Origin of the sequence: Streptomyces sp. NPDC002467 (assembly GCF_042889825.1) — a bacterium.
Lineage (GTDB): Bacteria > Actinomycetota > Actinomycetes > Streptomycetales > Streptomycetaceae > Streptomyces.
The window spans coordinates 620,072-643,532 of sequence record NZ_JBIARJ010000001.1; the positions used below are offsets into that span (position 1 = coordinate 620,072).

General features: G+C 69.8%; 26 protein-coding genes. 18 read left to right on the forward strand and 8 right to left on the reverse strand.

Annotation, left to right across the window (positions count from 1 at the left end):
* Window positions 1–185 precede the first annotated feature (185 nt).
* Window positions 186–1,649 (forward strand): PucR family transcriptional regulator, encoded by a 1,464-nt coding sequence (locus ACFYYJ_RS02950; protein ID WP_389127929.1) that lies wholly within the window; start codon window positions 186–188, stop codon window positions 1,647–1,649.
* 61 nt (window positions 1,650–1,710) lie between these two features.
* On the opposite strand, the gene ACFYYJ_RS02955 is transcribed toward ACFYYJ_RS02950, so the two are convergent.
* The 4 genes from ACFYYJ_RS02955 to ACFYYJ_RS02970 all read right to left on the reverse strand — a co-directional run bounded on the left by ACFYYJ_RS02955 (window position 1,711) and on the right by ACFYYJ_RS02970 (window position 4,458).
* A complete protein-coding gene (locus tag ACFYYJ_RS02955; RefSeq protein WP_389127931.1) occupies window positions 1,711–2,448 on the reverse strand; it encodes a hypothetical protein in 738 nt (245 codons plus the stop codon).
* A 118-nt stretch (window positions 2,449–2,566) separates the two neighbouring features.
* Window positions 2,567–3,019, reverse strand: a complete 453-nt coding sequence (locus ACFYYJ_RS02960) for a hypothetical protein (RefSeq protein ID WP_389127933.1) — start codon at window positions 3,017–3,019, stop codon at window positions 2,567–2,569.
* A 128-nt stretch (window positions 3,020–3,147) separates the two neighbouring features.
* The gene (locus ACFYYJ_RS02965) at window positions 3,148–3,564 is read right to left on the reverse strand and encodes a MarR family winged helix-turn-helix transcriptional regulator (RefSeq protein WP_389127935.1); all 417 of its coding nucleotides are present in this window, start codon (window positions 3,562–3,564) and stop codon (window positions 3,148–3,150) included.
* A 42-nt stretch (window positions 3,565–3,606) separates the two neighbouring features.
* The gene (locus ACFYYJ_RS02970) at window positions 3,607–4,458 is read right to left on the reverse strand and encodes an NAD(P)H-binding protein (protein ID WP_385357375.1); all 852 of its coding nucleotides are present in this window, start codon (window positions 4,456–4,458) and stop codon (window positions 3,607–3,609) included.
* 106 nt (window positions 4,459–4,564) lie between these two features.
* On the opposite strand from ACFYYJ_RS02970, the gene ACFYYJ_RS02975 reads away from it, so the two are divergent.
* Complete coding sequence (locus ACFYYJ_RS02975; protein ID WP_385125587.1) at window positions 4,565–5,050, forward strand: MarR family winged helix-turn-helix transcriptional regulator; 486 nt, start codon at window positions 4,565–4,567, stop codon at window positions 5,048–5,050.
* On the opposite strand, the gene ACFYYJ_RS02980 is transcribed toward ACFYYJ_RS02975, so the two are convergent.
* Window positions 5,037–5,942 (reverse strand): phosphorothioated DNA-binding restriction endonuclease, encoded by a 906-nt coding sequence (locus ACFYYJ_RS02980; RefSeq protein ID WP_385357373.1) that lies wholly within the window; start codon window positions 5,940–5,942, stop codon window positions 5,037–5,039. The two genes, ACFYYJ_RS02975 and ACFYYJ_RS02980, sit on opposite strands and share 14 nt — an antisense overlap.
* A 149-nt stretch (window positions 5,943–6,091) precedes the next feature.
* On the reverse strand, window positions 6,092–7,642 hold the full coding sequence (locus tag ACFYYJ_RS02985; protein WP_389127938.1) for a hypothetical protein: 1,551 nt from the start codon (window positions 7,640–7,642) through the stop codon (window positions 6,092–6,094).
* Window positions 7,643–7,959: 317 nt separating this feature from the next.
* Between ACFYYJ_RS02985 and ACFYYJ_RS02990 the strand changes: the two genes are divergently transcribed.
* The 4 genes from ACFYYJ_RS02990 to ACFYYJ_RS03005 all read left to right on the forward strand — a co-directional run bounded on the left by ACFYYJ_RS02990 (window position 7,960) and on the right by ACFYYJ_RS03005 (window position 11,566).
* Entirely contained in the window at window positions 7,960–8,598 is a 639-nt protein-coding gene (locus tag ACFYYJ_RS02990; RefSeq protein ID WP_389127940.1) for a hypothetical protein, read from the forward strand.
* A 439-nt stretch (window positions 8,599–9,037) separates the two neighbouring features.
* Window positions 9,038–9,976, forward strand: coding sequence for a restriction endonuclease (locus ACFYYJ_RS02995; protein WP_389127942.1), 939 nt, complete (start codon window positions 9,038–9,040; stop codon window positions 9,974–9,976).
* 562 nt (window positions 9,977–10,538) lie between these two features.
* A complete protein-coding gene (locus ACFYYJ_RS03000) occupies window positions 10,539–10,976 on the forward strand; it encodes a GntR family transcriptional regulator (protein ID WP_389127944.1) in 438 nt (145 codons plus the stop codon).
* Between the two features lie 26 nt (window positions 10,977–11,002).
* The gene (locus ACFYYJ_RS03005) at window positions 11,003–11,566 is read left to right on the forward strand and encodes an HD domain-containing protein (RefSeq protein WP_389127945.1); all 564 of its coding nucleotides are present in this window, start codon (window positions 11,003–11,005) and stop codon (window positions 11,564–11,566) included.
* Here ACFYYJ_RS03005 and ACFYYJ_RS03010 read toward each other — a convergent pair.
* Both ACFYYJ_RS03010 and ACFYYJ_RS03015 read right to left on the reverse strand, forming a co-directional pair.
* Window positions 11,559–12,032, reverse strand: a complete 474-nt coding sequence (locus tag ACFYYJ_RS03010) for an NUDIX domain-containing protein (protein WP_389127947.1) — start codon at window positions 12,030–12,032, stop codon at window positions 11,559–11,561. The genes ACFYYJ_RS03005 and ACFYYJ_RS03010 overlap by 8 nt on opposite strands.
* Before the next feature lie 2 nt (window positions 12,033–12,034).
* Window positions 12,035–12,775, reverse strand: coding sequence for a helix-turn-helix domain-containing protein (locus tag ACFYYJ_RS03015; RefSeq protein WP_389127949.1), 741 nt, complete (start codon window positions 12,773–12,775; stop codon window positions 12,035–12,037).
* 700 nt (window positions 12,776–13,475) lie between these two features.
* On the opposite strand from ACFYYJ_RS03015, the gene ACFYYJ_RS03020 reads away from it, so the two are divergent.
* The 12 genes from ACFYYJ_RS03020 to ACFYYJ_RS03075 all read left to right on the forward strand — a co-directional run bounded on the left by ACFYYJ_RS03020 (window position 13,476) and on the right by ACFYYJ_RS03075 (window position 23,284).
* Window positions 13,476–13,748 (forward strand): DUF6284 family protein, encoded by a 273-nt coding sequence (locus tag ACFYYJ_RS03020; RefSeq protein WP_389127951.1) that lies wholly within the window; start codon window positions 13,476–13,478, stop codon window positions 13,746–13,748.
* Window positions 13,745–14,020: a DUF6303 family protein gene (locus ACFYYJ_RS03025; protein ID WP_389127953.1), complete on the forward strand. Its 276-nt coding sequence runs from the start codon at window positions 13,745–13,747 to the stop codon at window positions 14,018–14,020. The genes ACFYYJ_RS03020 and ACFYYJ_RS03025 overlap by 4 nt, the downstream gene beginning before the upstream one ends.
* On the forward strand, window positions 14,017–15,102 hold the full coding sequence (locus tag ACFYYJ_RS03030) for a hypothetical protein (protein ID WP_389127955.1): 1,086 nt from the start codon (window positions 14,017–14,019) through the stop codon (window positions 15,100–15,102). Before ACFYYJ_RS03025 ends, ACFYYJ_RS03030 begins: the two co-directional genes overlap by 4 nt.
* A complete protein-coding gene (locus ACFYYJ_RS03035; RefSeq protein WP_389127957.1) occupies window positions 15,099–15,905 on the forward strand; it encodes a phosphoadenosine phosphosulfate reductase in 807 nt (268 codons plus the stop codon). Before ACFYYJ_RS03030 ends, ACFYYJ_RS03035 begins: the two co-directional genes overlap by 4 nt.
* Before the next feature lie 215 nt (window positions 15,906–16,120).
* The gene (locus ACFYYJ_RS03040) at window positions 16,121–16,624 is read left to right on the forward strand and encodes a hypothetical protein (protein ID WP_389127959.1); all 504 of its coding nucleotides are present in this window, start codon (window positions 16,121–16,123) and stop codon (window positions 16,622–16,624) included.
* Window positions 16,624–17,253: a plasmid transfer protein TraA gene (gene traA / locus ACFYYJ_RS03045; protein WP_389127961.1), complete on the forward strand. Its 630-nt coding sequence runs from the start codon at window positions 16,624–16,626 to the stop codon at window positions 17,251–17,253. Before ACFYYJ_RS03040 ends, traA begins: the two co-directional genes overlap by 1 nt.
* Before the next feature lie 16 nt (window positions 17,254–17,269).
* A complete protein-coding gene (gene traB / locus ACFYYJ_RS03050; RefSeq protein WP_389127963.1) occupies window positions 17,270–19,312 on the forward strand; it encodes a plasmid transfer protein TraB in 2,043 nt (680 codons plus the stop codon).
* Window positions 19,313–19,483: 171 nt separating this feature from the next.
* The gene (locus ACFYYJ_RS03055) at window positions 19,484–19,969 is read left to right on the forward strand and encodes a hypothetical protein (protein WP_389127965.1); all 486 of its coding nucleotides are present in this window, start codon (window positions 19,484–19,486) and stop codon (window positions 19,967–19,969) included.
* 14 nt (window positions 19,970–19,983) lie between these two features.
* Complete coding sequence (locus ACFYYJ_RS03060; protein ID WP_389127967.1) at window positions 19,984–20,136, forward strand: hypothetical protein; 153 nt, start codon at window positions 19,984–19,986, stop codon at window positions 20,134–20,136.
* A 93-nt stretch (window positions 20,137–20,229) separates the two neighbouring features.
* Window positions 20,230–20,967 carry a DNA methylase gene (locus tag ACFYYJ_RS03065; RefSeq protein WP_389127969.1) on the forward strand — a complete coding sequence of 246 codons (738 nt, stop codon included), beginning with the start codon at window positions 20,230–20,232 and terminating at the stop codon, window positions 20,965–20,967.
* Window positions 20,964–21,806: a bifunctional DNA primase/polymerase gene (locus ACFYYJ_RS03070; RefSeq protein WP_389127971.1), complete on the forward strand. Its 843-nt coding sequence runs from the start codon at window positions 20,964–20,966 to the stop codon at window positions 21,804–21,806. Before ACFYYJ_RS03065 ends, ACFYYJ_RS03070 begins: the two co-directional genes overlap by 4 nt.
* Window positions 21,803–23,284 (forward strand): ATP-binding protein, encoded by a 1,482-nt coding sequence (locus tag ACFYYJ_RS03075; protein ID WP_389127973.1) that lies wholly within the window; start codon window positions 21,803–21,805, stop codon window positions 23,282–23,284. Before ACFYYJ_RS03070 ends, ACFYYJ_RS03075 begins: the two co-directional genes overlap by 4 nt.
* Window positions 23,285–23,461 lie beyond the last annotated feature (177 nt).

Below are 23,461 nucleotides of genomic sequence, written 5' to 3' on the forward strand. Positions count from 1 at the left end.
CAGTGAAGCAACGCAATCGGGGGCGGGACGACTGGTCCCGGGCACGGAATCGAAGGGGTCCGGGAGAGTTCTCCATGGATAATCATCCAAGAGGCTGATTGCAAGGATCACCTTGCATTTACGATGAGAGTCCCCGTATTCACCTGGCGAATGTGGATCACCGTCCACCGCAAGGAGTCCCTGTCATGCACGTCCTCGACCTGCTCCAGTCCGACGATCTCGGCCTCACCCTGCTCTGGGGCGAGGACACCCTTCTCGGCCACGAGGTCAGCGGGGTCACCTCGACCGACCTGGAGGACCCGGGCCGCTTCCTGGGGCCCGGGGACCTCGTCCTCAGCGGGCTGGTCTGGTGGGCCGACGGCGAGCAGGCGAAGGCGGATCGTTTCGTCGGGGCCCTCGCCGACGCCGGAGCCAGCGCCCTGCTCGCGGGCGAGGAGACCCACGGGCGGGTCCCCGAGGAGGTCGTCGCCGCCTGCCGGGCCCGCAGGGTGCCCATCGTGGCCGTCCCCGCGCAGACCAGCTTCCGGGCGGTGACCGAGGCGGTGTACCTGCGCCAGTGGGGCGACCTCAGCCGCCGCCCGACCCGCAACCCGGTCTTCGCGCTGCCCGAGAACGTGCGCGGCGACCTCAGCCGCCTCGTCGAGAGCGGCGCCGGCCCGGCGGAGCTGCTCGAACGGGCCTGCGGGTACCTGGGCCGGGTGAGCGGCTACCTGCTCACCGCGAGCGGGCGCACGGTGGCCCGTACGCCCTCCGCGCCCGCGATCCCCGCACGGCGGGCGGTGGCCTCGGGCGCGCGGGCGGGGCTCTGGCTGCGGGTCGAGGCGGAGAGCAGCCCGTACGACGCCTGGCAGCTGCACGTACCCGACCCGGACGCGGCGCCGCCGCGCGTGCTCCACGAGATCGCCGAGGTGCTGGCCCGCCACCGCGACGGCCGGCGCCGCACGGACGAGGCGCGCCGCGCGGTGGGCGAGGAGCTGGCCGGGCTGCTCTCCGCCGAACCGGCCCCGGAACCGGCCGCGCTGGAAGAGGCGCTCGCCGCGGCCGGCCTGCCGCCCGGCGGCCCGTACCGCGTGCTGGCGACGACCTCCGGCGACGCCCTGGCCGAGGCCCTGGAGCACCTGGGCGGGGTCCCGTACGCGGTGGGCCGCTCGGTCGCCGTGCTGTACGAGGACCCGGGCGCGGGGACGGACCTCGTGAGCGGGCTGCGCGCGGTGTGGCCGCTGCTGCGGGCCTGCGCGCCGCCGGAGACCGAACTGCACCTGGGCGTGGGGGCGCCGGCCACCGGGGCGGAGGCGCTACGCGCGTCGCTGATCCAGGCCCGCTTCGCCCTGACCGCGGCGGACGCGACGGTTCCGGTGCGCGGGACGGAGCAGTTGGACACCCTCGGCGAACTCCTCGCCGGGGTGCCGACGGAGGTGCGGACGCTGTTCGCGAGCCGGACGCTGGGCGAACTCGGCGACGGGATGCTCCGCGAGACCCTGGAGGTCTTCCTGGCGAACAACTGCTCGTGGGCGCGCACGGCGGAGGCGATGCACCTGCACGTGAACACCGTGCACTACCGGATCGAGCGGGTGGAGTCCCTGACGGGCCGTGACCTCTCCCGGCTGGACCACAAACTGGACCTGTACGCGGCCCTGCGCTGCGGGTGAGCCCGCCCCGGGAGACCGATCGCGCACGCGGCCCCCGGGGTGGTGGCCCCGGCGCCCGGCCTCAGCGGCCGAGCGCCGCCGGCCGGCCCTCCGCGCGGAACGGCGCGAAGCCCCGGTTGTCCTTGCAACCGAGCTTTTCGTACGTGTTGACCTTGGTCACCGGGTCGGTGCCGGTCAGGTGGATCTTGCAGGCCTGCTTGATGAACCGGCCCTCGACCCCGCCGGGGAAGTCGATCTCCTTGTTCCACAGGTACGGGGAGCTGTAGTCGTTGGCCCAGGCGGTGGAGTTCACGTCGATGCCGCCGGGCGCCTCGATCTCGTACACCCAGCCCGTCTTGGCACTGCCGTAGGTGGCGAACTTCTCGGCCACCCACTTCTCGCAGCTGGTGCTGAGGTGGGCGCTGGTCTGGCCGCCGCCCTTGACGATGTACTCGGCCAGCGGGGTCAACTGGTCGCCGCGCGGGGTGAAGCCGGTGCGGAAGAGCTCCTCGACGTTCTCCCGGGTGTCGCCCCGCCACAGGGTGTTGTCGTCGACGCGCCAGTGCCAGTTCTCGGACTTCGCCGTGGCCTCGACGGCGCGGGCGATGAACGGGTTGGTGGTCGTGCTGAACCAGTCCCACGCGTCGAACTCGGCGACCGGGCCGCAGGGGCCGGTGTCGGGGGCGGGCGCCGGGAGCGAGCGCACGGGCGCGGCGGGCACGGCCGTGGCGGGCGACGCGAGGGCGGCGGGCGACGCGAGGGCGGCGGCGGAGGAGGCGAGCGTGGCGGCGGCGAGGACCCGCAGAGCGGCCTTCAGCATGGTGAGAGCCCATCAGTTGATCAACGTGACGGGCCCTTTTATAGCGAGATGTCCGGCCCGGGATCGAGGCCGGCGGGAGGTGATCACTCGGACGAGTGGCCCCCGTGCTCCGCCCCCGCTACCTGCGCAGGAGCACGATCACCGAGCCCCACATCGTCAGCAGGACGTTGCCGAGGGCGCACGGGAGCGTCGTCCCCAGGGCGGGGATCCGGCTGCGGGCGCGTTCCGCGAGGGCGCCGAGCGCGGCCGTGGTGGTCTGGGCCCCCGCGAGGGCACCGAGGAGGATCGGCAGGGGCAGCCGCTGGACGAAGTGGCCGTATGCGAAGCCCGCGACCAGCGGGATCGTGGTGACCAGGGCGCCCCAGAGCAGCAGTGGCCAGCCGGCCTCGCGCAGGCCGGGGACGAAGCTGGGGCCGGCGTTGAGGCCCACGATGGCGACGAGGCAGCCGGTGACGGCGCCGAGGGTGAAGGTGCGGTAGCGCAGCCGGCCGAGCAGGAACCCGACGGCGATCGTCAGGAAGACCAGCAGCTCGGGATGGGGACGGAAGACGTCGTCCCCGAGCCACTCCATCTGCCTCCCGCTTCCTGACGCTTCCCGCAGCCTCCCGCCGCCGCTCGGGAGAACGCTGGGCGGGGCGGGTCGGGGCGGCACGCCGGAGCGTCCGTACGGCCGTACGGACGTCCGCGCCCACGCCGCGCCTACGCGGAAGGCGCGGGCCCCTCCAGGTCAAGCGCCATGCGTTCGAGCACGCCGACGGCGATGCGGTACTCCGCGTCGGAGATGTTCCGGGTCGCCAGGGCCCGGAAGGCGTCGACCCGCTCGGCGACCTCCGCCAGACGGGTGCGCCCGTCCTCGGTGAGGGCCAGTCGGCCCGGCGCGGGGCGGACCGCCCAGCCGTCGCGGACGACGGTTCCGACGGCCTCGGTCAGCGCGTCGGCGGTGGCGTTGGCGGCGAGGAGGTCCCGTACGGAGGCCTCGGTGGCCCCCGGGTCGTCCGCGACGACGTTCAGGACCTGCCAGGCGAGCCGGGTGAGGCCGAAGTCGGCCAGGGCGGCGTTCATGCGACCGGTGAGGGCCCGGTCGGTGCGGTTGAGCCAGTAGCCGATGGGCTTCATGCCGTTTCCTGTTCCGGGTCGATTCGGGTGGATTCGTGCGTTTCAGTGCCCGGAGAAGTGGGCGGCGTTCTCCTCGGCCCACTGGCGGAAGGTGCGCCCGGGGCGGCCGAGGAGGGTGGCGGTGGTGTCGGCGATGGCGGCGGGGCCGTGGCAGGCGGCCTCCCACAGGTCGAGGAGCGAGCCGACCATGGGGGCGGGCATGTGGGCGCCCATCTGCCGTTCGGCCTCGGCGCGGGTGATGTGCTCGACGGGGATCGGGCGGCCGACGACGTCGGAGAGGACGGCGAGCTGCTCGCGGAAGGTGAGCGACTCGGGGCCGGTGAGGGTGAGGGGGCGGCCGGTCGGGAGGCCGCCGGTCAGCACCTCGGTGGCGATGTCGGCGATGTCCTCGGGGTGGATGGGCGCGATGTGCGCGTCGGGGTAGGCGAGCCGGACGGGCTCGGACCGGCCGATGGACCGGGCCCAGGCGAGGGCGTTGCCGGCGAAGGCGTCCGGGCGCAGGAAGGTGCGGGTCAGGCCGGAGTCGGCGAGGGCGCGCTCGACCTTGAGGCTGTGGCCCGAGAGCGGGTCGTTCTCGGCGTCCGGGCCGGTCACGGAGGACGAGGAGAGCAGGACGACGTGCTCCACGCCGGCGGCCTCGGCGGCCTTGACCAGCTCGTGGATGCCGGCGGGCTGCGGGTAGAGGAAGACCTGACGGACACCGCGGAGCGCGGCTTCGTACTCCTCGGGGGGTCCCGGGCGGTCCAGGGCGAGCGGGACCACCTCGACGCCGTCGGGGACGGTCGGCCCGGCGGGGTCGGCGCTGGCGGCGCGGACGGCGAGACCGGCGGCGTGCAGCCGGTCGAGGACGGCCCGGCCGACCTTGCCGCGGGCGCCGGTGATGAGGACGGTCATGAAAACCTCCAAGACGTTTCGTTGCTTGCGGACATATGCATGCTTGCATGCACACGTTTTCACGTCAACACATGTCTTCAAGAGGTCACATGGGTAGGCTGCGGCCATGACGAAGCACGAGCCGGAAACGGCGGAAGAGCTGCTGAACGCCGTCGGCCCGGCGTTCGGGAAGCTGCGACGCTCCTCGCTCCTGGAGGTCGAGAACCCGATCTCCCAGAAGGACCTCAGCCGCACCCTGGTCCTCAACGTGGTCCTGGAGGCCGGGGCCGCGGAGGGTGAAGGCGGCGAAGCCCGCGAGGTCACCGTCGGCGGCGTGGCCGCACACCTGGGCGCCGACCCCTCCGTGGCCAGCCGCATGGTGTCCGACTGCATCTCCGCCGGCTACCTGATCCGCGCCGCCTCCCAGCGGGACGGCCGCCGCACGGTCCTCCACCTCAGCCCCGAGGGCGAGGAGTTGATGGCCCGCTTCCGCCGCCACCAGCGCGCGGCCTACGACTACATCACCGCCGACTGGTCGGAGCGGGACCGCCTCGACCTGGCCCGCCTGATGCTGAAGTACGTCGCCTCACAGGAAGCGCTCAGGCGCCGCTGACGTCCGGTGCGGCGGGACGCGGGGCGCCGTGGAACACCTGGTCGGCGTGCCAGGAGCGATGGGCCGCCGCGACGGGGCTGACGCCCGGTTGAGGGCCTGTGACGGGCCGGCCCGCCAGGGCCGTGACGTGGTCGCGAGCGGCGGCGCCGCGCCCGACGAAGCGCTGCGACACCAGGATGCGGTGGCCGTCGCCGACGCCGAGGACGCCCTTGTCGAACAGCTTGTGGTGCAGCGAGCACAGGCACAGGCCGTTGTCGACCTCGTCGGGACCGCCGAACGCCCACCAGCGCACGTGCGCGGCCTCCAGCCCGACGGGCACGGACCCGATCCGCCCGTCGTAGCCGCAGAAGGCGCACTGGTACTCGTAGGCCGTGAGCACGAGCTCCCGCATCCGGCGGTCCCGCCGCCTGCGCGCGGGCACGAGCCGCCCGGCCTCCTCCGGCTCCGGCTCCAGGCCGATCGACTCGCACAGTTCGCCGTGGAGGGAAGGCGGAAAGTGCAGGTCCAGCAGTACGCGCACCATCCGGCCGAGCAGTGACGGCTCCCGCCGCAGGGCCACCCGCAGCTCCGGCACCAGCCGCCCCGAGGCCCCCGCCGCCCGCAGCTCCCGCACCCCGCTCCCGGGACTGCCCGCTCCGCGGTCGGTGCGCACCTCCCACACCCCGTCGCCGACCAGGTGGTGGAACGGATAGGCGGGCGTCGTCCTGTTGGGCGGCCCGTACTCGGTCAGCAGCCGCTGCAGGTCCTCCTCGACCGCGCTGTAGACCAACTCGCCTTCGGGGTCCTGCCGGAACCGGCCGAGGGCGTAGAGGAGCAGCAACGGCTTGTGCGGGGCACGAGCCCCGCCCCGGGCCCACTGCCTCAACGTCGCGGTCCGCTCCAGCCAGTCCATGACGGGCGATCGTAGTGGTGCCGCACGAACGGGTGGGCGGAGGGACGGGACCACGGAACGACGAAGGACCCGACCGCTGTGCGGTCGGGTCCTTCGTTTGCCCTTGCGGGCGAGTGCGGAGGATACGAGATTCGAACCGGCCGGCCAGGTCAGGACAGGCCGTACAACTTCAGCCCGACGTGATCGACGATCCAGCGGTATGCCTCGCCGTCGATCGCGAAGTAGATGCGGCCCACCCGGTCCTTGCTGGTGTGGTCATCGAGCTTGATGTGGGGCTGCCGATCCCAGGTCCTCTTGTCGAAGGTGAACTCGTGCAGCCCCCTGATCCGCAGAGGTTCGTCTTCAGGCGCATAGGTCAAGGCGGTTTGGTTGCCGATCCAGGAGACCAAGGATTCACCGACCTTGCTCTTCTTTCCCCTCCACGCCTTGGCGAGAGCGGCCAGCGAGTCCAGTGCCTCCCTCATACGCTCGAAGTCCTTGTACGAACATTTGCGCCACTGTGTCTTTGCGTTTGGTGTGAAGACGAGCGCTCCCCCGGATTCCTGGGTCCACCGGTCCCAGTCACTGGAGAAGTCGCGGCTGACGGAGGCCAGGTGCTGTGCTGCCACCTCGGCCGGCTCAGCAGGCGAAGGCGCCGCCTCGGCGTCGAGGCGGGCCTCCAGGTTGGCAACGTCGATCTCCAGTCTTCCGACCTTGCTCTCAAGCACCTCGTTTTCCGCGAGAAGTTTGAGGATCTGACTCCGCTCCTCCGCCAGCTTTGCCTTCAGGAGCACGATCTGTTCGGTCTCGGCTTCCCCTGCCAGGCTTTCGAGGATGGAGTTCGTCTCGGCTGACCGGACTGCGTCCCAGTGGCGGTCCCTGCCCCGTGCGACAACGCTGAGAGGGGCGAGAAGCCGCATCATCGTGCGCAGGAGCGCTTCATGGTCGCCGCAGAGTTCGCTCGGTCCCCACCAGGGATTGCGGGCTTCCAGCGTGGGCCAGTACAGACGTGCGCCGTCCCTGGGCAGCAGGCTTCGGTCCACGCCTGTGTTGAAGGAATCGAAGGCCAGCCAACCCGAAACCACCACCACATGGGCTAGACCTGCAAGACGGCGTGCGGCTTTGCGCGCGAAGGCATCCGAAGGCCCCATCATGCGGATTGATGAGACGGCGAGGACTGGAAGCCGCCTCCGTGGGCTGCCCAGGCGCTCCAGTACCGCGGGAACCTGAGCGGCGAGGACCGGTGTCGCGGCTGCGGCGATCTTGTCGGAATCCTCCGTGCGATGGAGTTCGGGATCAGCCATGATCCTGTTGAGCGCGCGAGGCGGTTTCAGGTCCTCCACTGTCGCAGGCGCGAGCACGCCACCACTCTTCCGCCCCATTGCGACACGGAAGCGGGTCTTCTCGTCGTATTGGGATGCAGTCAGCTGACATACGAACCGGCCGCCTCGAGGCAGGTCCTGTTCGATTTCCATCCGCAAGGCCCGCACATCGTTGCTGACAGTGACAGGGGACCAGGTCACCTGCTGGTCGGGTCTGCCAGGGCCGTGTCCGGGTACCGTGATCTGGCCGCTGTGGACCATGAGATCCGTGGCTGACAGCCCGGTCGATCCTGGGTCGAGGTGTTCTTCCATATGCGACAGGAGTCGATCGAAGGCGGCTGGGGCGCCACCCTCACCCGCCACGCCTACCTCGAAGCCGACGACGTACAGCTGCTGCATTGAGCCCCCTTACACCGTTCGAGGTTCAGGGCGACGAGTCCTGCCCTCCGCGCCAGAACCGGGGCAGCATACTGTCACGGCAACACCCTTATGGCGCAGGCGTGTTCGGTTTGCGAGGTCAGTGCCTGCCCCTCATCCGGCAGCCCGAGCGAACGAAACCGGTCAACAGTTGAACGGCTCCCTGCTCGCTGCGCTGTCTGACTAGGCTTGATCGCGCTACGCAGTCGATCGAGACCTCTGACAGATACGCCGGGGTAACAGTGGCCAATCCTTTCGCGCCGCCGCCGAAGAACGCACAAGGGCCACCCTGGGGTGCGTTGGACGAGTACCTGTGGCACACGTGCGACATCCTCGCCGATCTCCTCGAAGGCCGAATGGCCGACCGCCCACTCGTCGCCACGACCGCCCGGCTCGTTCAGGGAGACCGCGCCCTTGCCGTCGGGCCCGGGCAGCGTTCGACCTGGCGAGCCTTGGGGAACGGGAGATACCAACACAGCAACGTGGTCGCGGCCGGTAGTCCGGCCTTCGTCATCGGCAGTTTGCTGGGTTCCGCGCTCGGCAACTCCTCTCGGCGTCGTCAAGCGGAGCGCGACGCACAACCGCGGTGGGTGCTGGACGGCGCGGGGGAGTTGACCATCACCCTGCGGAGGTTGTTCTTCGCCCATCCGGTGGCTGAGCTTGACCTCGACTGGAGGGCACTCGGCACGATCGATCTCGTAGCCCCGGATGTGTTCCAGACGAGTTTCGTCGACACCCGCGGGCAACACTCGACGATCCGTGTACATACGCCATGGGCATCGCTCATCTTCGTCGTCGCTGCTGTTACGGCGTTCCCGGCTCACCCTCGTCTACTCGGGCGAGGGTGGCTGCCAGCAGACTTCGAGTGGCGATGCGCAAGCATCGGGCGCCCATGTCGCCCAGCTGCCCAGCTTGCGTCGGATGGACGCCGGCAATGATCGGGAGCATCGGGAGCATCGGGACGATGGAAGAAGGAGGCCTGTGAGCAAGCGCGATCTCGACCGGCTGCCGGCTGGTCACTGGGCGGGTCGCCGAAGACCGGGCTTCACTCGTCCAACGTCGAAGGGCCCCGCTGCAAGCAGCGGGGCCCTTCGACAACGTGCCCGGTGAGGCACTGGCGGAGGATACGAGATTCGAACTCGTGAGGGGTTGCCCCCAACACGCTTTCCAAGTCTGTTTGCCCAGGTCAGAGCTGCATCCGGGCTGGTTCGCCTGTGTTCATGGGCGTGCGCCGAGGTGGCGAGGGCCGCAGCGTGGACGCTGGTGAACGGCCATGCACCGAGGTGAATGAGACGGAAACTGAGACGGAGCTGACCTGGCGCGGCAATGATTGGTGATCCAAGTGGAGGGGCCTACGGGTGTGGGAGAGGGCGGGCCGTGACTGCTGAGAAGCCGATCGTGGTGAAGAAGATCCGCCCAGACGCCTACGGGGCCTTGACTGAGGCATTGACCACGATCAACTGGAACAAGCGTGAGTACCAGGATGACGTCCGGCGTCGGCTTCGCGACCACCCAGAGCTCTTTGCCCGTCTGAACTTCACGACCACGAAGCGTGAGACGTCGGCCCAGCTCGTCAACCTGCTCATGGCGCATGAAGATCGCTACCGAGAGCTCGCGGTGGAGATGATGACGGACATCTCCCGTATGGATGAGTTTCCGAACCTGACCAAGCAGGTCGATGCTGAGGACCATCTCGCGCGGGCGCGCGCGGCAGTAGCCAGCTTGGCCAAGTGGGTGAGCCGGCACGCCGATATTGCCGAGGAGCGGGACCGGTTCTCCGCGGAGTTGGAGGCTCGTCGAGAGCAGGTAACCAAGACTCGCGACTTCGCGGAGGTGCTGCGAGAGCTCACTCAGGAGTTCCTGAGGTTGAGTGGTATGGAGAATCGGCAGCAGGCGGGCCTTGAGTTCGAGCCCTTCCTGCATCGCCTGTTCACCTTGTTTGATCTTGAGCCGACCCTCGCGTACAAGCTGAAGGGCGAGCAGATCGACGGTGCGATCTACCACGAGACCAACCACTACATTGTGGAAGCCAAGTGGCTAGCCACCACTGTCGAGGCAGAACACATGACCAACTTCGACGGCAAGGTCAAGCGCAAAGGAAAGAACGCTCTGGGGCTGCTGGTCAGCGTGAACGGCTTCTCCGCAGGCGGCAGGGATATTTTCAAACGTGGGACATCGTTCATCACGATGGACGGCCCCGATTTGTTCTGCGTGCTTGAGGGGCGGATCCGCCTAGATGACTTGATCGCCCGCAAGCTTCAGCACGCGAGTCGTACGGGCGACTGCTACTGCCCGGCATCAAGCATGGATCTTTAGCAGATCGGTACGACGGAGGCGGCTCGAAACCTGGGTCTAGCAGCCGAAACGATGGCCCCGGTGCTCGCGAGCGCCGGGGCCATCGTGGTCGTTGTCGTTCGTTCTTAGTGGTCCTTGGCTACCTCTGCACGGCCCACAGGCGGCCCGGCCTTCCGCTATCGGCGTCCCAACTTCTTCAGCTTCTCTGCGGCTGCCTTCTTCTTCCGGACTTCCGCATCATGGGCGGACCACTTCCCCTGATGCTGCCAGCAGCGAGACGTTCGACCCATCACGTCCCGCTTACACGGTTTGTTCTTCTCTGTGCGCCATCCACACTTGGGGCCAGTCATTGCGTCACCACCGATCACAGCGTCGGGCATCTGGACGTCGGCATGCTCCTGCTCCGCCCGCCTTCGGGGAAGGCGCAGACGCGGCGGACGGATGCACACGCGATGCCGCTCCTGCGCCGCATTGGGAAAGCAACCGGCTCCTTCGGTCCTGTTTCGCCTAGGCGGCAACATGCGAAGCTGGAGCGCGACGCGGCCAGGCACCGCCCGCCACGTGGCGGAAGAAGGAGGAATGCGTGACGAACCCCAGCCCCCGCGGGACGTACTTGACGATCTCGGAGGCCCTGCGGGCGAGGATCGCCGAGGGGGCCTACCCCGACGGCCTGCCGTCCGAGGCGGAGATCGGCCGGGAGTTCGGCGTGGCACGGACGACCGTCCGTCGTGCGCTTCGCACGCTAGAGGAGACCGGCGACGTGACCACCGTCGCCGGGGTCGGCCGCCAGACTGGCAGTGGTGCACAGATGGCGCCGTACAAGCGGATCATGACGGACCTCTTGGAGCGCATTCGGACAGGTGACCTGCCCGCCGGCGCTCAGCTCCCAAGCGAGGCAGAACTGGCCGAGACCTACGGAGTCGCCCGGGGAACCGTCCGTCGTGCCGTGCACGAACTGGAAGGCGCAGGGCACGTTCAAGCTCGGCACGGCGTCGGGCGGTTCGTGAGCCCAACGTCCTAACTCTCGACAGCGTTGGAGGCACTTACATGCAGTTGGCCAAGTGGGCTCACGACCTCGCGGAGTCCTTGCTCGCCGAGAGCCTGCCAAAGCGGTGGGCTCATTCACAGCGCGTCTACTCGCAGGCCCTGACGTTGGCTCCGGCTCTGGGTGAGGAGGCAGAGCTATTGGCCGCAGCAGCCATCGCGCACGACGTCGGGTACGCACGGGCGGCCGTGGACACCGGGCAGCACATGATCGATGGCGCGCGCTACCTGCGTGACGTGGTGGGTGCCGACCCTCGGCTGTGCAGCATCGTGGCCTTCCACACGTCTTCCCCGTGGGAAGCATCCGAGCTGGGGTTGGACGGTGCCCTGGCGGAGTTCGGCCCCGCAGATCCTGATCTCGTGGACGCGATCACCTACTGCGATCTGACCAGCAGCCCCGTAGGCGCACTCGTGGATCCAGCCGATCGGTTGACCGAGGTACTGGACCGGTACGGCCCCGATCACGTCGTGTTCCGGGCCGTCTCCGCGGCTCGACCGGAACTGCTGGCCCGCGTGGCTCGGGTGCGCCAGCGCAGCGTCGAGACCGAGCAGGCCAAGCTCAGCTGATTCGCGGATCCGGCGAGTCGCGGAAGCCTTCCTCCAGCCGCTGGCGGGTAGTGGGCGAGACGTCGAGGGACTCGACTTCGGCCCGAGGGATCCACCGCACCTCCAGGGATTCCGCACTCACCCTGATTTCACCGCTGACCGGCCGGGCCCGGAAGCAGAGCGAGAACTCCTGGCGTACCTCGCCGTCCGCAAACGCGATGACGTGCCCTGGGTCGCTGAAGATGCCCACCAGGCTGACGACCTCCACCTGGATCCCGGTTTCTTCAAGGACCTCCCGGACCACCGTTCCCGCGATGTTCTCTCCGACCTCCTGAACACCGCCCGGCATGCCCCAACGGCCGTTGTCTGAACGCCGCTCCAGCAGCACATCGCCCGCATCGTTGACGACGAATGCCGTCACCGCGGGCACGATGCTGTTGGCTTTGGGCGCGTTGGGATCGTTGAAGTAATCAGTGCGGCGGCTCATGCTCACCCTTCAATCGGGACAGCTTCGGACCAAACCTTCTCGAAGCTTTGCTGATACGTGGAGACCAGCTCAGCACCAGCGACCTTCCGCAGGTGGAGGACCGGTGTCAGGGGTGCGCTCACCCCGTACACCTGCGTATTCACCAGCCACTCGTCATCCGACCAGTAGAGCGAGTTGTGCAGCGTCGACCGGTGAGTGCGGAACTCGATCCCCGGAACCGGATAGAGGGGGCGATAGAGCTTCATCACCTCCCGTACCTTGTAGGCCACTCCCTCGCCGATTTCCTCTTCCTCGCCCCGGCGCCGGATCTCCGGGCTTTCCGGGTCGCCAAGCAGGATCCGGGCCCGGACACCGCCAGCTGCTTTCGACCTGAGCAACTGAGTCCAGCGAGGATTCTCGGCGAGAAATACACCCGCGTGGACCAGCACGCCAATCTCGCGTTCGGCCCGCCCAAACAGCTGGAGCCACAGGTCCGCCGGCACGTACGAGCGGTGCGGATAGACCTTCAAGACCTCGGCGTCGGCAGCGTCCTTACGCTGCCCCTCTGGCAGGCCATGCGGCCAGAGATACCCCTCGTCTTCCCGCAGGAAGGCCGAGATGGCGAGTCGGTGCCGCCTGTAGGGCGCCCGGCCCTTTGTGATCCAGCGCTCCACAGTCTTGGGATCGACCCCAAGATGCTCCGCCAGGGAATCCGCCGTGACGCCTCGCGTCAGCATCGCGGACCTTAACCGCTCGTTCGCCATCCGACCCCCAGGGACGTCTAGGGACGCGTTCGCCCATCAGAACGCTATCGAGGACGTCCCAAGTCGTCCAGGGACGCGGTGACTTCGTCCCACCCTTCGACGGCACTCTGATGACACATCGCAAGGCGGACTGGCTGAGGCGCAGAGCTTGACAGCCTCAACCAGAACCGCCACTGTGAGATACACGTTCAAGCATGTATCTCATGCTTCGAGTGCGGCTACTTCGCGCTGACCTGCATGGATGCCTGCAACGAGCTGTGTGCGCAAGGCAAGGGGCCCGGAACAACGTGGGCTCACAGCTGAGGGCGGGGACGCTGCAATCCCGCTAAAGGCCAGGGGACAGGGCTTCGGCCCGACTGGCGAGGTGGCCCGGTGACCGCGAGCAACGGCCGGCGTGTGGGGACGAGTTCCCCCTTGCAGTGAGTGCCCTGTGCCCGTCCGTTTCTGGAGGTTCGAAGTGATCCGCTTAAGACCCTTGGCCGCAGCTGCGCTGGACCAGCGTTGCGGCGTTGCCCATCGCGTCGCCTGATCTGCCGCGCATGCCGCGGCGGTTGCCTCCCCCGCCCGTCCGGCCTGCGGCCGTACGGGCGGGGTCGCAGGGAGCCGGGTACATCCGCTCCACCCGCAACGCAGTGCAGCCCCCGGCGTTCCCGCGCCGAGGGCTGCTGAGTCCCGTTCCTCTGTCGAAGGAGCAGGACCCATGAAGTCCATCGAGGCACTTCAGGACGTTGTTACGCCGTGGTCCGTCGGTCTGGAGCCGTCGGACGCGGAGCTGGATGCGATCGAGTACGAGATGCCGCTGGTCCTGGCGGAGGTCGAGTTGCTCGACGCGCTGATCGCCAGGCTCGACCGGGCGCCGTCCGAGCTGGACGAGCGGCGGTTCCGCCGGGCCCGCCGCAAGGTGCTCGCCGAACGGCGCACCCTGGCCAACCAGGCCGCCGCCGCGGCGAGCACGCGGGGCGGTGCCGCATGACGCTCTACGCCGGCCTCACCACTGACGAGTTCGGCAGGTGGGAGGTCTACGTCGCCACCGACGCAGCCTGCCAGGACTGGCCGGCGCACTCTTTCGGTCGCACCTCGCCGATTCCCGCCCTCGAAGAACGCGCCGCCGCTCTGGCCTCTCTGGGCTACGGGAACCTCGACGGCGGGCAGTGGGAGTGGATGGAGGTGGGAGCCGGGGACACCGATGACGCGGTCCGCCTCCTCGCCTCGGTCGATGTCCGCCCGATCGGGGGCAACCGGTGACCGGCCGCCCGCTGACGGGAGCCCAGAAAGCTGTCCTCGGACTCGCGTTCGCCCCGATGCTCGCCACGGGCGGCGCTGGCGGGTACGGGACGTACTCAAACATCAAGGGCGTCTACAACTCCGGCACCGCGCTCGGCGCGGTCGCGGCCGGTGAAGGCGCCACCGCGGTCCTCGCCCTGGTGTTGCTGGGGCTGACCATGCTGGGGCAGTCCTCCCCGGCCGTGGTCCGAGCCGGTCTGTGGGCCCTGCCGGCTGCCGCATCCGCCATGTCCGCCGTCGCCGCCCCGGACGGGCCGCGCACGGTCATCTACGCGATCACCCCGCTGGGCATGTCAGTGTCCGCGGAGGGCATGGCGTTCCTGGCCCGCCGGATCGTGGTCCACGTCGACGGCCGGGACGCCGAGTCCGAGGCGCGGGCGGCGGCCGTGGTCCAGGCCCTGGCCTATCACCGCGCCCGCGCCGCCAACCACCCCGACAAGAGGACCCGGAAGCGTTCGGACCGGGCATCGTGGCGCCTGGCCCGCAAGGTCGGCACCGCGGACACCACGCTCGGGGCCCGGCTGCTGGATGTCCAGCGGGAGCGGATCACCACCGGCGCGGACGTCGCCCTCGGCGACATGTTCGCCATCACCGTCACACGCCCGGTCAAGCCCGTCACGGGCGAGCGTGACGCCGTCACGGCACCCGTGACGCCCGCCCTCACCCCGTCCCCCGAACCCCATGCCCTCGCGGCTGCCGAGCCCTGCGAAGGCGAGCCCGTCACGGGGGACCGTGACGGAGAAGACACGCAGGTCACACCCACCCTCCCGACTGCCGTGGAGGAGCCCGTCATGGGTGCCGTCACGGCCGTGACGCTGGAAGAGGTCGCAGCCGTGACGGGCGTGCCCACACCCCACCCGGGCGAGGCCCTCTTGGACAAGCAGCTCGTCGTCGTGCTGCGGCACCTGCGGTACTCGGCTGATCCTCCACTGTCCTACCGGCAGGCCGTCACGGCCTTCCGTGACGCCGGGTTCGTCGGTGGGGAGCAGCGTGTCCGGAAGGCCTGGGGCGCGCTGATGTCACAGGAAGAGAGCAGCGCATGAGCCTCCGTGCCTTCAGCTTCGGGGGTGGCTGGCAGTCCATGGCTGCCATGGTCCTCGCCGCTCGCGGCGAGATCGACTACCGGACGTTCCTGATGGCCAACGTCGGGGACGACTCCGAGAACCCGGCCACCATGGCCTACCTCGACCTCTACGCCCGCCCCTACGCGCAGAAGCACGGTCTTGAGCTGGTCCTGCTGGACCGGGTCATGGTCCGCTCCAAGGAGACCCGCACGCTGTACGGGGAACTCACCCGAGAGGGCTCGAAGTCGTTGAAGATCCCGGTGCGGATGAGCAACGGAGCCCCCGGCACCCGCTCCTGCACCGCCGACTACAAGATCAAGGTCATCGGCCGGGAGCTGAAGCGTCGCGGTGCCACCAAGGAGCATCCGGCCACGGTCGGGATCGGCATCAGCCTGGACGAGATCGGCCGGGCCAACAAACGCCGATGCGAGCCGTACGAGCAGATCGAGTACCCGCTGCTGGAACGCGGGATCCGGCGCATCGACTGCGCCCGCATCATCCGCTCCGCCGGCCTCCCCGTCCCGCCCAAGTCATCCTGCTGGTTCTGCCCGTTCCACCGGCCCGAGACCTGGCACGACATGCGCCGTCAGCAGCCCGAACTTTTCGAGAAGGCGTGCCAACTCGAAGACCTGCTGAACGAACGCCGCGACGCGCTGGGCAAGGACCACGTCTACCTGACCCGCTTCGGCCGCCCCTTGCGGGCCGCGATCCATCCGGGCGTGGACACCCTGCCGTTCGACGAAACCGACCCCGGATGTGACTCCGGCTGGTGCATGACCTGACCGGTCGCGAGCTGCCCAATCATGCGTGGGGCCCGGCGCTCTCCGCCGCCCCATGACCTTGGCCAAGGCAAACACCGCCCGTCGGACCCGTCCCGAGTGCCGGTCCGATGCCGGATACGTGATCCCGGCCTCGCTCGGTATGTGCGTGCCGTGTGCCTATCCCGAACAACAGTGTGCTGCCTGAATCTCCCGTCTTCTCCTGAAGGAGTTCTGCTGTGTCTCGCCGCATACGGCCGTCGGCCGCATCCACCGTACGGATCCCGCGCCAGCGCGGGGGCCGGCCGGTCATCGTCGTTCTGAGCTCCGAGCAGGCGCCGAGCCTGTCCTCCCGCGCCGCCCTGGCCCTGGGCCGCTGGGTGTGGAAGCACCGCCGCCACTGGGCGCCCACCGGCCTCGCCGCCAGCCTGCTGGTGGTGACCGGGGTGGTGCACCTGATCGAGCCCCGCACCGCGTGGGCCCTGGCCCCGCTCGCCCTCACCCCGCTCGGGGTGTGGGCGTGGATCGCCCGGCGCCGCCCGGCCACCTCCCGCGCCGCGAAGACGTGGCGGGCCCTGATCGTCGCCGCCGTGATGGCGGCGGCCGGGTGGATTGCGGTGGCCGTCTGGTTCGGCCCCGCCCGTCCGGCCGTGGCCCTGGCCTGGGCTGTTCTGACTCTTGCCGTGCAGGTCGCCTGGCTCGTCGCCGGCAGCCTGACCACCACCGTGAAGGAGAGCCGCTGATGGCCACGAACAGCCAGGGCTGGAGCGGGGGCGCCCCCGGCGCCGGATGGACCTCGGTCGGCAACCAGCGGACCGGCAACCAGCGGTCTCGGTCGGCGCCGCGGCCGGGCGCGAACGGGTCGCAGACCAAGGTGAACAACAAGACGTTCTCGCCCGGGTTCACCCTCAACGTCAACGCCGGCGGCCGCGGCGGACGTGCGGGCGGCGGCGGTCGCGGAGGCGGCGGTTTCGCCGGGAACAACGGGTCCGGCGGGGGCGGGGGCGGGCGTCAGGCACAGTCCCTGCTGCCTGCGCCGGAGTTCAGCTCTCCGGCGCAGGTCCGCCAGTACTGCAACAGCATCCGCGCCGCCGGGGTCGCTCTGTCGATCGAGGTCGCGATGGGAGCGGAGATCCTCAAGGCCACCCTCGTCCAGGTCCCCGACCCCGACGGGCGGATCGGGGGTTCGCGGCTCCGGGCGGCGAAGGTCGCCCGGAAGATGCAGCGCGCCGCCGACGCCCTGCGCGACGCGGCCAAGAACGCCGCCGCCACGTACGCGCTGTTCCAGCAGGAGTACGAGGAAGAGATCAACCGCGTCCGCCACCGCGCCCGCCCTGCCCAACAGCCGCGCATGGACTGGGGCCAACTCTAGAAAGGAGAACCATCCGATGGCCGAGCACAAGAACAGCGTTGAGCAGCAGTACGAGGACCAACTCCGCGGCGCCGCCGACGGCGCCGGCATCACCGCGTACGTCCTGCACCGGGCCAAGCCCCACCTGCCGCCCTGGCTCGCCGCTGGCGGGCTCGGCCTCGCCGGAGCGCTCGGGAGTTTGCAGTGGCAGGGCAGCGCGGCGGCCGGGGTCGGCCTGACTCTGGCCTCGGTCGCCCTGACCGGGGTGACCTGGTGGGCGGGTAAGGCGACGGGGCAGCAGCGTCGTCTGCACTCGGCCATCACCGTTGCCGCAGGTTCCGCGTGGCTGACCGGCGCGTGCCTGGCCGGTCCGCTCACGGGCCCGCTGCCGGACCTGTACCTGATGGGCGGCCCGGCGCTCGCCCTGTCGTGGAACATCCGCATGGTCCTGCGCCGCAACGTCGACGGCGCCCCGGCCGGCAGCACCGACAAGGGACTGCTGGAAAAGGTCGGCCTGGCACGCGCCCAGATCGGGGCGACATCGGTGGAGCCGAACCGGGTCACCGCGAAGATGATGCTGGAGGCCGGGGAGCAGACCAACGAGGACGTGGCCAAGGTCCTGCCCCGGCTCGCATCCGCCCTCGACCTGCCCACCTCCGCCGTCCGCTACCTGGGCGACCCCAGTTCCGCGCGCCGCGGGGAACTGGTCATCGTCCCCGAGGACATGCTCGCGCAGGTCGCGGACTGGCCCGGCCCGTCCAGCCTGGGCGGCAGCATTGCCGAGCCGCTGGTCATCGGCCGCTACGACGACGGCTCACCCCTCGTCCTGTGGCTGCCCGGCGACCCGGAAAGCAAGCGCAACAGCACGCACGTCCTGATCGCGGGCGGCACCGGATCCGGGAAGGGCGAGACGGCCCTCAACCTGATGATGGAGATCCTCGCCCGCCGCGATGTCCTGCTCTGGTTGTCGGACCCGAAGATGTTCCAGGACTTCCGCCCGCTTCTGCCCGGCATGGACTGGGCTGCCGAGGGCGGACCGGACACCGAGGTCATGGTGGAGGCCATCAAGGCCGTCATCCCCGCCCGTACCCGCTGGCTCGGCGCCCACGGCTACCGCCAGTGGACCCCCGAAGCAGCACAGCAGCAGACCAGCACGGAGCACACCTGCCGCCCCGACGGCCACGTCTGCGGCTGCCCCGGCATGCCGTTCCTGGTCACGTGGATGGAAGAGGCCGCCAACACCCTGCGGCTGATGGGTGATGACGCGTTCACCGGGATCGCCCAGGAGGCCCGCTCGGCGGGCGTGGCTCTGATCGTCTCGCTTCAGCGGCCGTCGTACGACCAGATGTCCACCTCCACCCGGGCGTCCCTGCCGTCCGTGATTGCCCTCGGCTGCGACCCGCGCGACGAGGGGTTCTCCCTCCCGGACGCGGTCATCGACGCCGGCGCCCACCCCGGCGCCTGGGGCAACCGCCGCCCCGGCTACTGCTACGTGGTCTCACCGGGCGTTCCCGAGGACCGCTACCCGTCCCCGGGCCGGACGTTCGCCGTCCCCCACACCGCTGTCCCCACCATGGAAGCCCTCGCCGCCTGGGCCCAGCGCCACGGCGCCACCGCCGACCCCATCACCGCCGGGGCTGCCGGAGCGGTCGCGGGCCAGAACTACTCGGGCCGTCCGACCACGGGCAGCGGTCCGGCGTCGCGTCCGGCCGGCGAGGAGGGGTACGGCGTGGAAGCGGAATCGCACGGCCTGCTGATCGACCCCGAGGACGCGGGCATCGACCCGGAGGCCGAACTCCCCGACGGGGAGGAGGGAGACGACTTCCCGCTGTGGGAGTCTCCGGGCCGCAAGCCGTCTCCGGCCGAGGCACGGGAGCTGTTCGCGCGGGCTCTGGACGACTTCGAGTCGGACGGGCAGATGGTCGTCGGTCCGAAGGACTTCATGGACTGGTGCGACCGACACAACCTGTCCCGCCCGTGGGTCTCCGAACGACTCAAGGAAGCCGCACTCGACGGCCGCCTGGAGCCGACCTCGGCAACCGGCCGCTGGCGGATCGTGCCCTCCCTGATGGCTGCCTGACACCTGACACCGTCACGCCGTCCTGACAGTCAAACCCCTAGGCAAACCCGCTGTCAGACCCCCTGACACCGGCTGTCTGACACCACCTGACACCACGCCCTGACACCCCACCTCTGCGGGCCCGCGCCACCCACACGGCGCGGGCCCGACCCATACCCGGGAGGCATGCGCATGCCCCACGAACCGGCCGTCCACCACCCCGCCCCGATCACCTGGAACGCCACCCCGAGCCACTACACCGCGGCCCCGCTGCCGGTCCTGCCCACCGGTTCGGGCATCGCCTGGGTCACCCTCCCCGACGGCACCCGCACCCTCGCCTACACCCACCCCACCCACGTCGAAACCGTCCCCGCCCCGGCGCCGGCGGCCGCGGTTCCGGCGTGGGCCAAGACCACCGCGCTCCTCGCCCCGACCGTCGGCGGCGGGATCGGCGCTGCCGGAATCGGAATCTCCTACGCCGCCCCGGGAGTCCTCGCCATGGTCGAAGCCCTCTGGGCCCTCGTCGCGCTCATCGCCGCGGGCGCAGTCCTCCCGCTCCTCCTGCGCACCGGGCGCGGCCGGACCGGGAGGAGCAGGGCCCCCGTCCAGCACATCACCCAGAACATCACCGCCACCGGCCTATTCGGCCGCGCCACCGGAACCCTCAACAACCGCTGACCAAGGAGCACCGCATGCACGAGGACGACTACGCCTCCGAAGTGGTCACCGTCGAACTCGACTGGGGCGACCTGGACGAGCCCTACCGGCGGGACCTCACCCGCCAACAGCTCGGCCAGCTCCTCCTGAACTTCGACGACATGGCCGACACCACTGCCAACCAGTAGTCGCACACACAACGAAGGCGGCCCCCTCTCACGCCAATGAACCGGGGCCGCCCTCATCCACAACCCATCAACAGACCTGTGGAGGGCACCAGCATGACCCACCCCACCGACATCCGGCGAGACCAAAACAGCGACCGGCCCTTACTCCTCGACCTGTTCTGCTGCGCCGGCGGCGCGGCCACCGGCTACCACCGCGCCGGATTCACCATCCACGGCGTCGACGTCGTCGACCGCTCCGCCCGCTACCCGTTCGCCTTCCGCCAGGACGATGCATTGTCCGTCCTCACCGAACTGATTGAGTCGGGTGAGATCGGCCGCTACACCGCGATCCACGCCTCTCCGCCGTGCCAGAAGCGGTGCGCGTTGACCGTGGGCACCAACCGGTCGCGTGGCTGGGGCGGCGAGCACGTCGACCTTGTCGCTCCCACCCGCGAACTGCTCGACGCGTCCGGCCTGCCGTATGTGATCGAGCAGCCCGACGGAAAGGCCGACGTCCGCAAGGACGTCACCCTGTGTGGGGAGATGTTCGGCCTCGGGGTGCTGCGGCACAGGAACTTCGAATTGGGCGGGTGGAGCACTGCAAAGGCCAAGCACGTCCGGCACCGCGGCTACGTGCGCGGCTGGCGCCACGGCGAGTACCGCGACGGGCCGTACGTCGCCGCCTACGGCAAGGGCGGTGGCAAGGCGACGGTCCCGGAGATGCAGCAGGCCATGGGCATCGACTGGACGGACGTACACGAGGAGCTGACCGAGGCCATTCCGCCGGCCTACTCGGAGTGGCTCGGCCGCGCCTTCCTCGCCCGGATCCCGGACGGGAAGGTGACCGCGTGATCCGCGCGACCGGACTCCTGCGTACGGCGCTCTGGCTCGCCGGGATCGGCCTGCCAGTGCTGCCGTTGCGGGAAGGGAAGGAGCCGTTCGGGAACTGCCCGGCCTGCACCCGTTCGGCGTGCGGGGACCGCCCGCACATGAAGGCAGCCGGCCCCTGCCGGTGCCCGGCCCCCTGCCACGCCTGGGGCGCCGCCACCACCGACGCCGACGTCCTGACCGGCCCGGCCTGGGCCCGTGCCTGGCGTCAGGCCGGAGCGGTCGCCTATCACCCGGGCGGGGCGGGTCTGACCGTGGTGGACCTGGACGACGCCAAAGCCGTCGCCTGGGCCCGCGAGCACCTTCCGGCGACCACGGTCGTGGCCACTACCCGCGGCGAGCACTGGATCTACCGGGGCGCCATGCAGTCGGTGAACGGGGTCCGTCCCGGGATCGATCTGAAGTCCACGATGTCCTACGCCCGCTGGCGCGGCCCCGGCACCGGCACCATGAGCCCGCTGCCGGACGTCGTGCGTGCGCTCGTGGTGAAGGAACCCACCGCTAGGCCGATCCGCCCGGTCATCGTGCCCGCGTCGGCCGGGGGCGGGCCGTGCCCGCACCGCTCGCCCGTCTACCTGGAGCGGGGGATCACCATGGCCGAGCAGCGCATCACTGCGGCGGCCGAAGCCATCCACACGACCGTGTACCGGACCTTCCTCGCGGTGCTGTCGGCGCATGGCCGGTGCGGCTGCCTGACCGAGGCCCACACCGGGCGGCTGTTCACCGCTGCGCAGGCCAGGGGCGAATCGGCCCGGCACTGCGAGGACGCCTGGACCAACGCACGCACCGCATTGGGGATGTGACCGTGCCCGACGAGGACAAAAACCCGGCCCGGCAGATCATCACCGACTACGCACAGGCCCACTTCCGGTACTTCCGCACCACCGAAGGCACCGTGTACGCGCAGAAGAACGGGCACCCCGTCGCCCGCCCGATCCGATCCCAGGGGACGACCGGCAGCCACCGGCAGGAACTCATGGTCGGCCTCTACAACGACGGGCACGGCTCCTTCAACGGTTCCGCCCTCAAGGAGGCCTTGGACTTGATCGAAGCACTCGCCCTCAGCCAGGACGTACAGGCCACCCACATCCGGGTCGCGCCCGGATTCGACGGCGCGACCTGGCTCGACCTGGGCCGCGACGATGGCAAGTCCGTCCGCATCCACCCCAACGGTTGGGACATCCTCACCCCCGACCCGCGAGAGGTCTGCTGGCGACGAACCCAGCTCACCGGCGAACTCCCGCTGCCGGAGAAGGACACCGACGGCAAGGGCATCGACGCTCTGCTGCGCCTGTGCAACTTCGCCAACGCCGAGAGCGAGTGCCTGGCCATGGCGTGGCTGATCGGCTGCCTGGAGCCGTCCGTGCCCGTCCCCGCCCCCTTCCTCACCGGCCCGCAGGGCGCCGGCAAGTCGACCGGCGGGCGGATGTTGGTTCGGATCATCGAGGGCATGAAGGGCGACCTGCGCCGGGCGCCCAAGGACGAGGAGAACCTGATCACGGCCGTCGCTGCCGGATGGGTCACCGCCCTCGACAACCTCTCCCACCTGCCGCCGGACCTGTCCGACCTGATGTGCTGCATCGTCACCGGCGCCGAGAGCGTCAAACGCGCCCTGTTCAGCGACGGAGACGTCTACCTCTCCCGCTACCGCCGCCCGCTGCTGTTGACCGGCATCGACGTCGGAGTCATCCGCCCCGACCTTGCCGAACGACTCCTGCCTCTCCGCTTGGAGCGGCCCCGCGTACGCAGGACGGAAGCGGAGCTGTGGGCGGAGTACGAGAGCAAGCTGCCGGTCATCCTCGGCTCGCTCCTGGACCTGACCGTCAAGGTCCGCGCCACGGAGGCCGAGATCCCCGCCGACCTGCGCATGGCGGACTTCGCCCACCTCTGCGCCCAGCTTGATGCGGCCACCGGCCTCGCGTCCTTGAACGCCTACCGGGCGACCTTGGACGACCTCAACGACGACGTGATCGAGGGCGACCTCCTCGCCCAGACCGTTCTCAAGCACGCCGCCGGCCTCGACCCGGGCGCCGAGGTCCGGATGACCTCCGCCGAGTGGCTGCACGCGCTCACCCAGCTCTACACCGGCGAGGACTTCCGGCCCCTGCCCAAGGGCTGGCCCACCACCGGCAAAGTCCTCTCCGACCGTCTCAAGCGACTTCAGCCCACCCTCGCCGCCCGCGGCGTCCTCGTCGACTGGGGCCGCACGAAAGCCGCCCGCTACATCGAGATGACCAGGCCCACCGCCGCGCCGTCACACGAGCAGGCGGAAGCGTTCTAACCCGCGTACCGCGGTCGCTTGCGCACAAGCAAGAAGAGCACCCGGCCCCGCCGACGCGTGCTCTTCTTGCTGTTCCGGCGGCTCGCCGCCGCTGCAAGGGTCGTGCCGCGCAGCGGCCCCTTCTTCGAGTTCGAAGGCGCACCCACAACCACAGACACCCCTTCCTTTTTTCCTAAG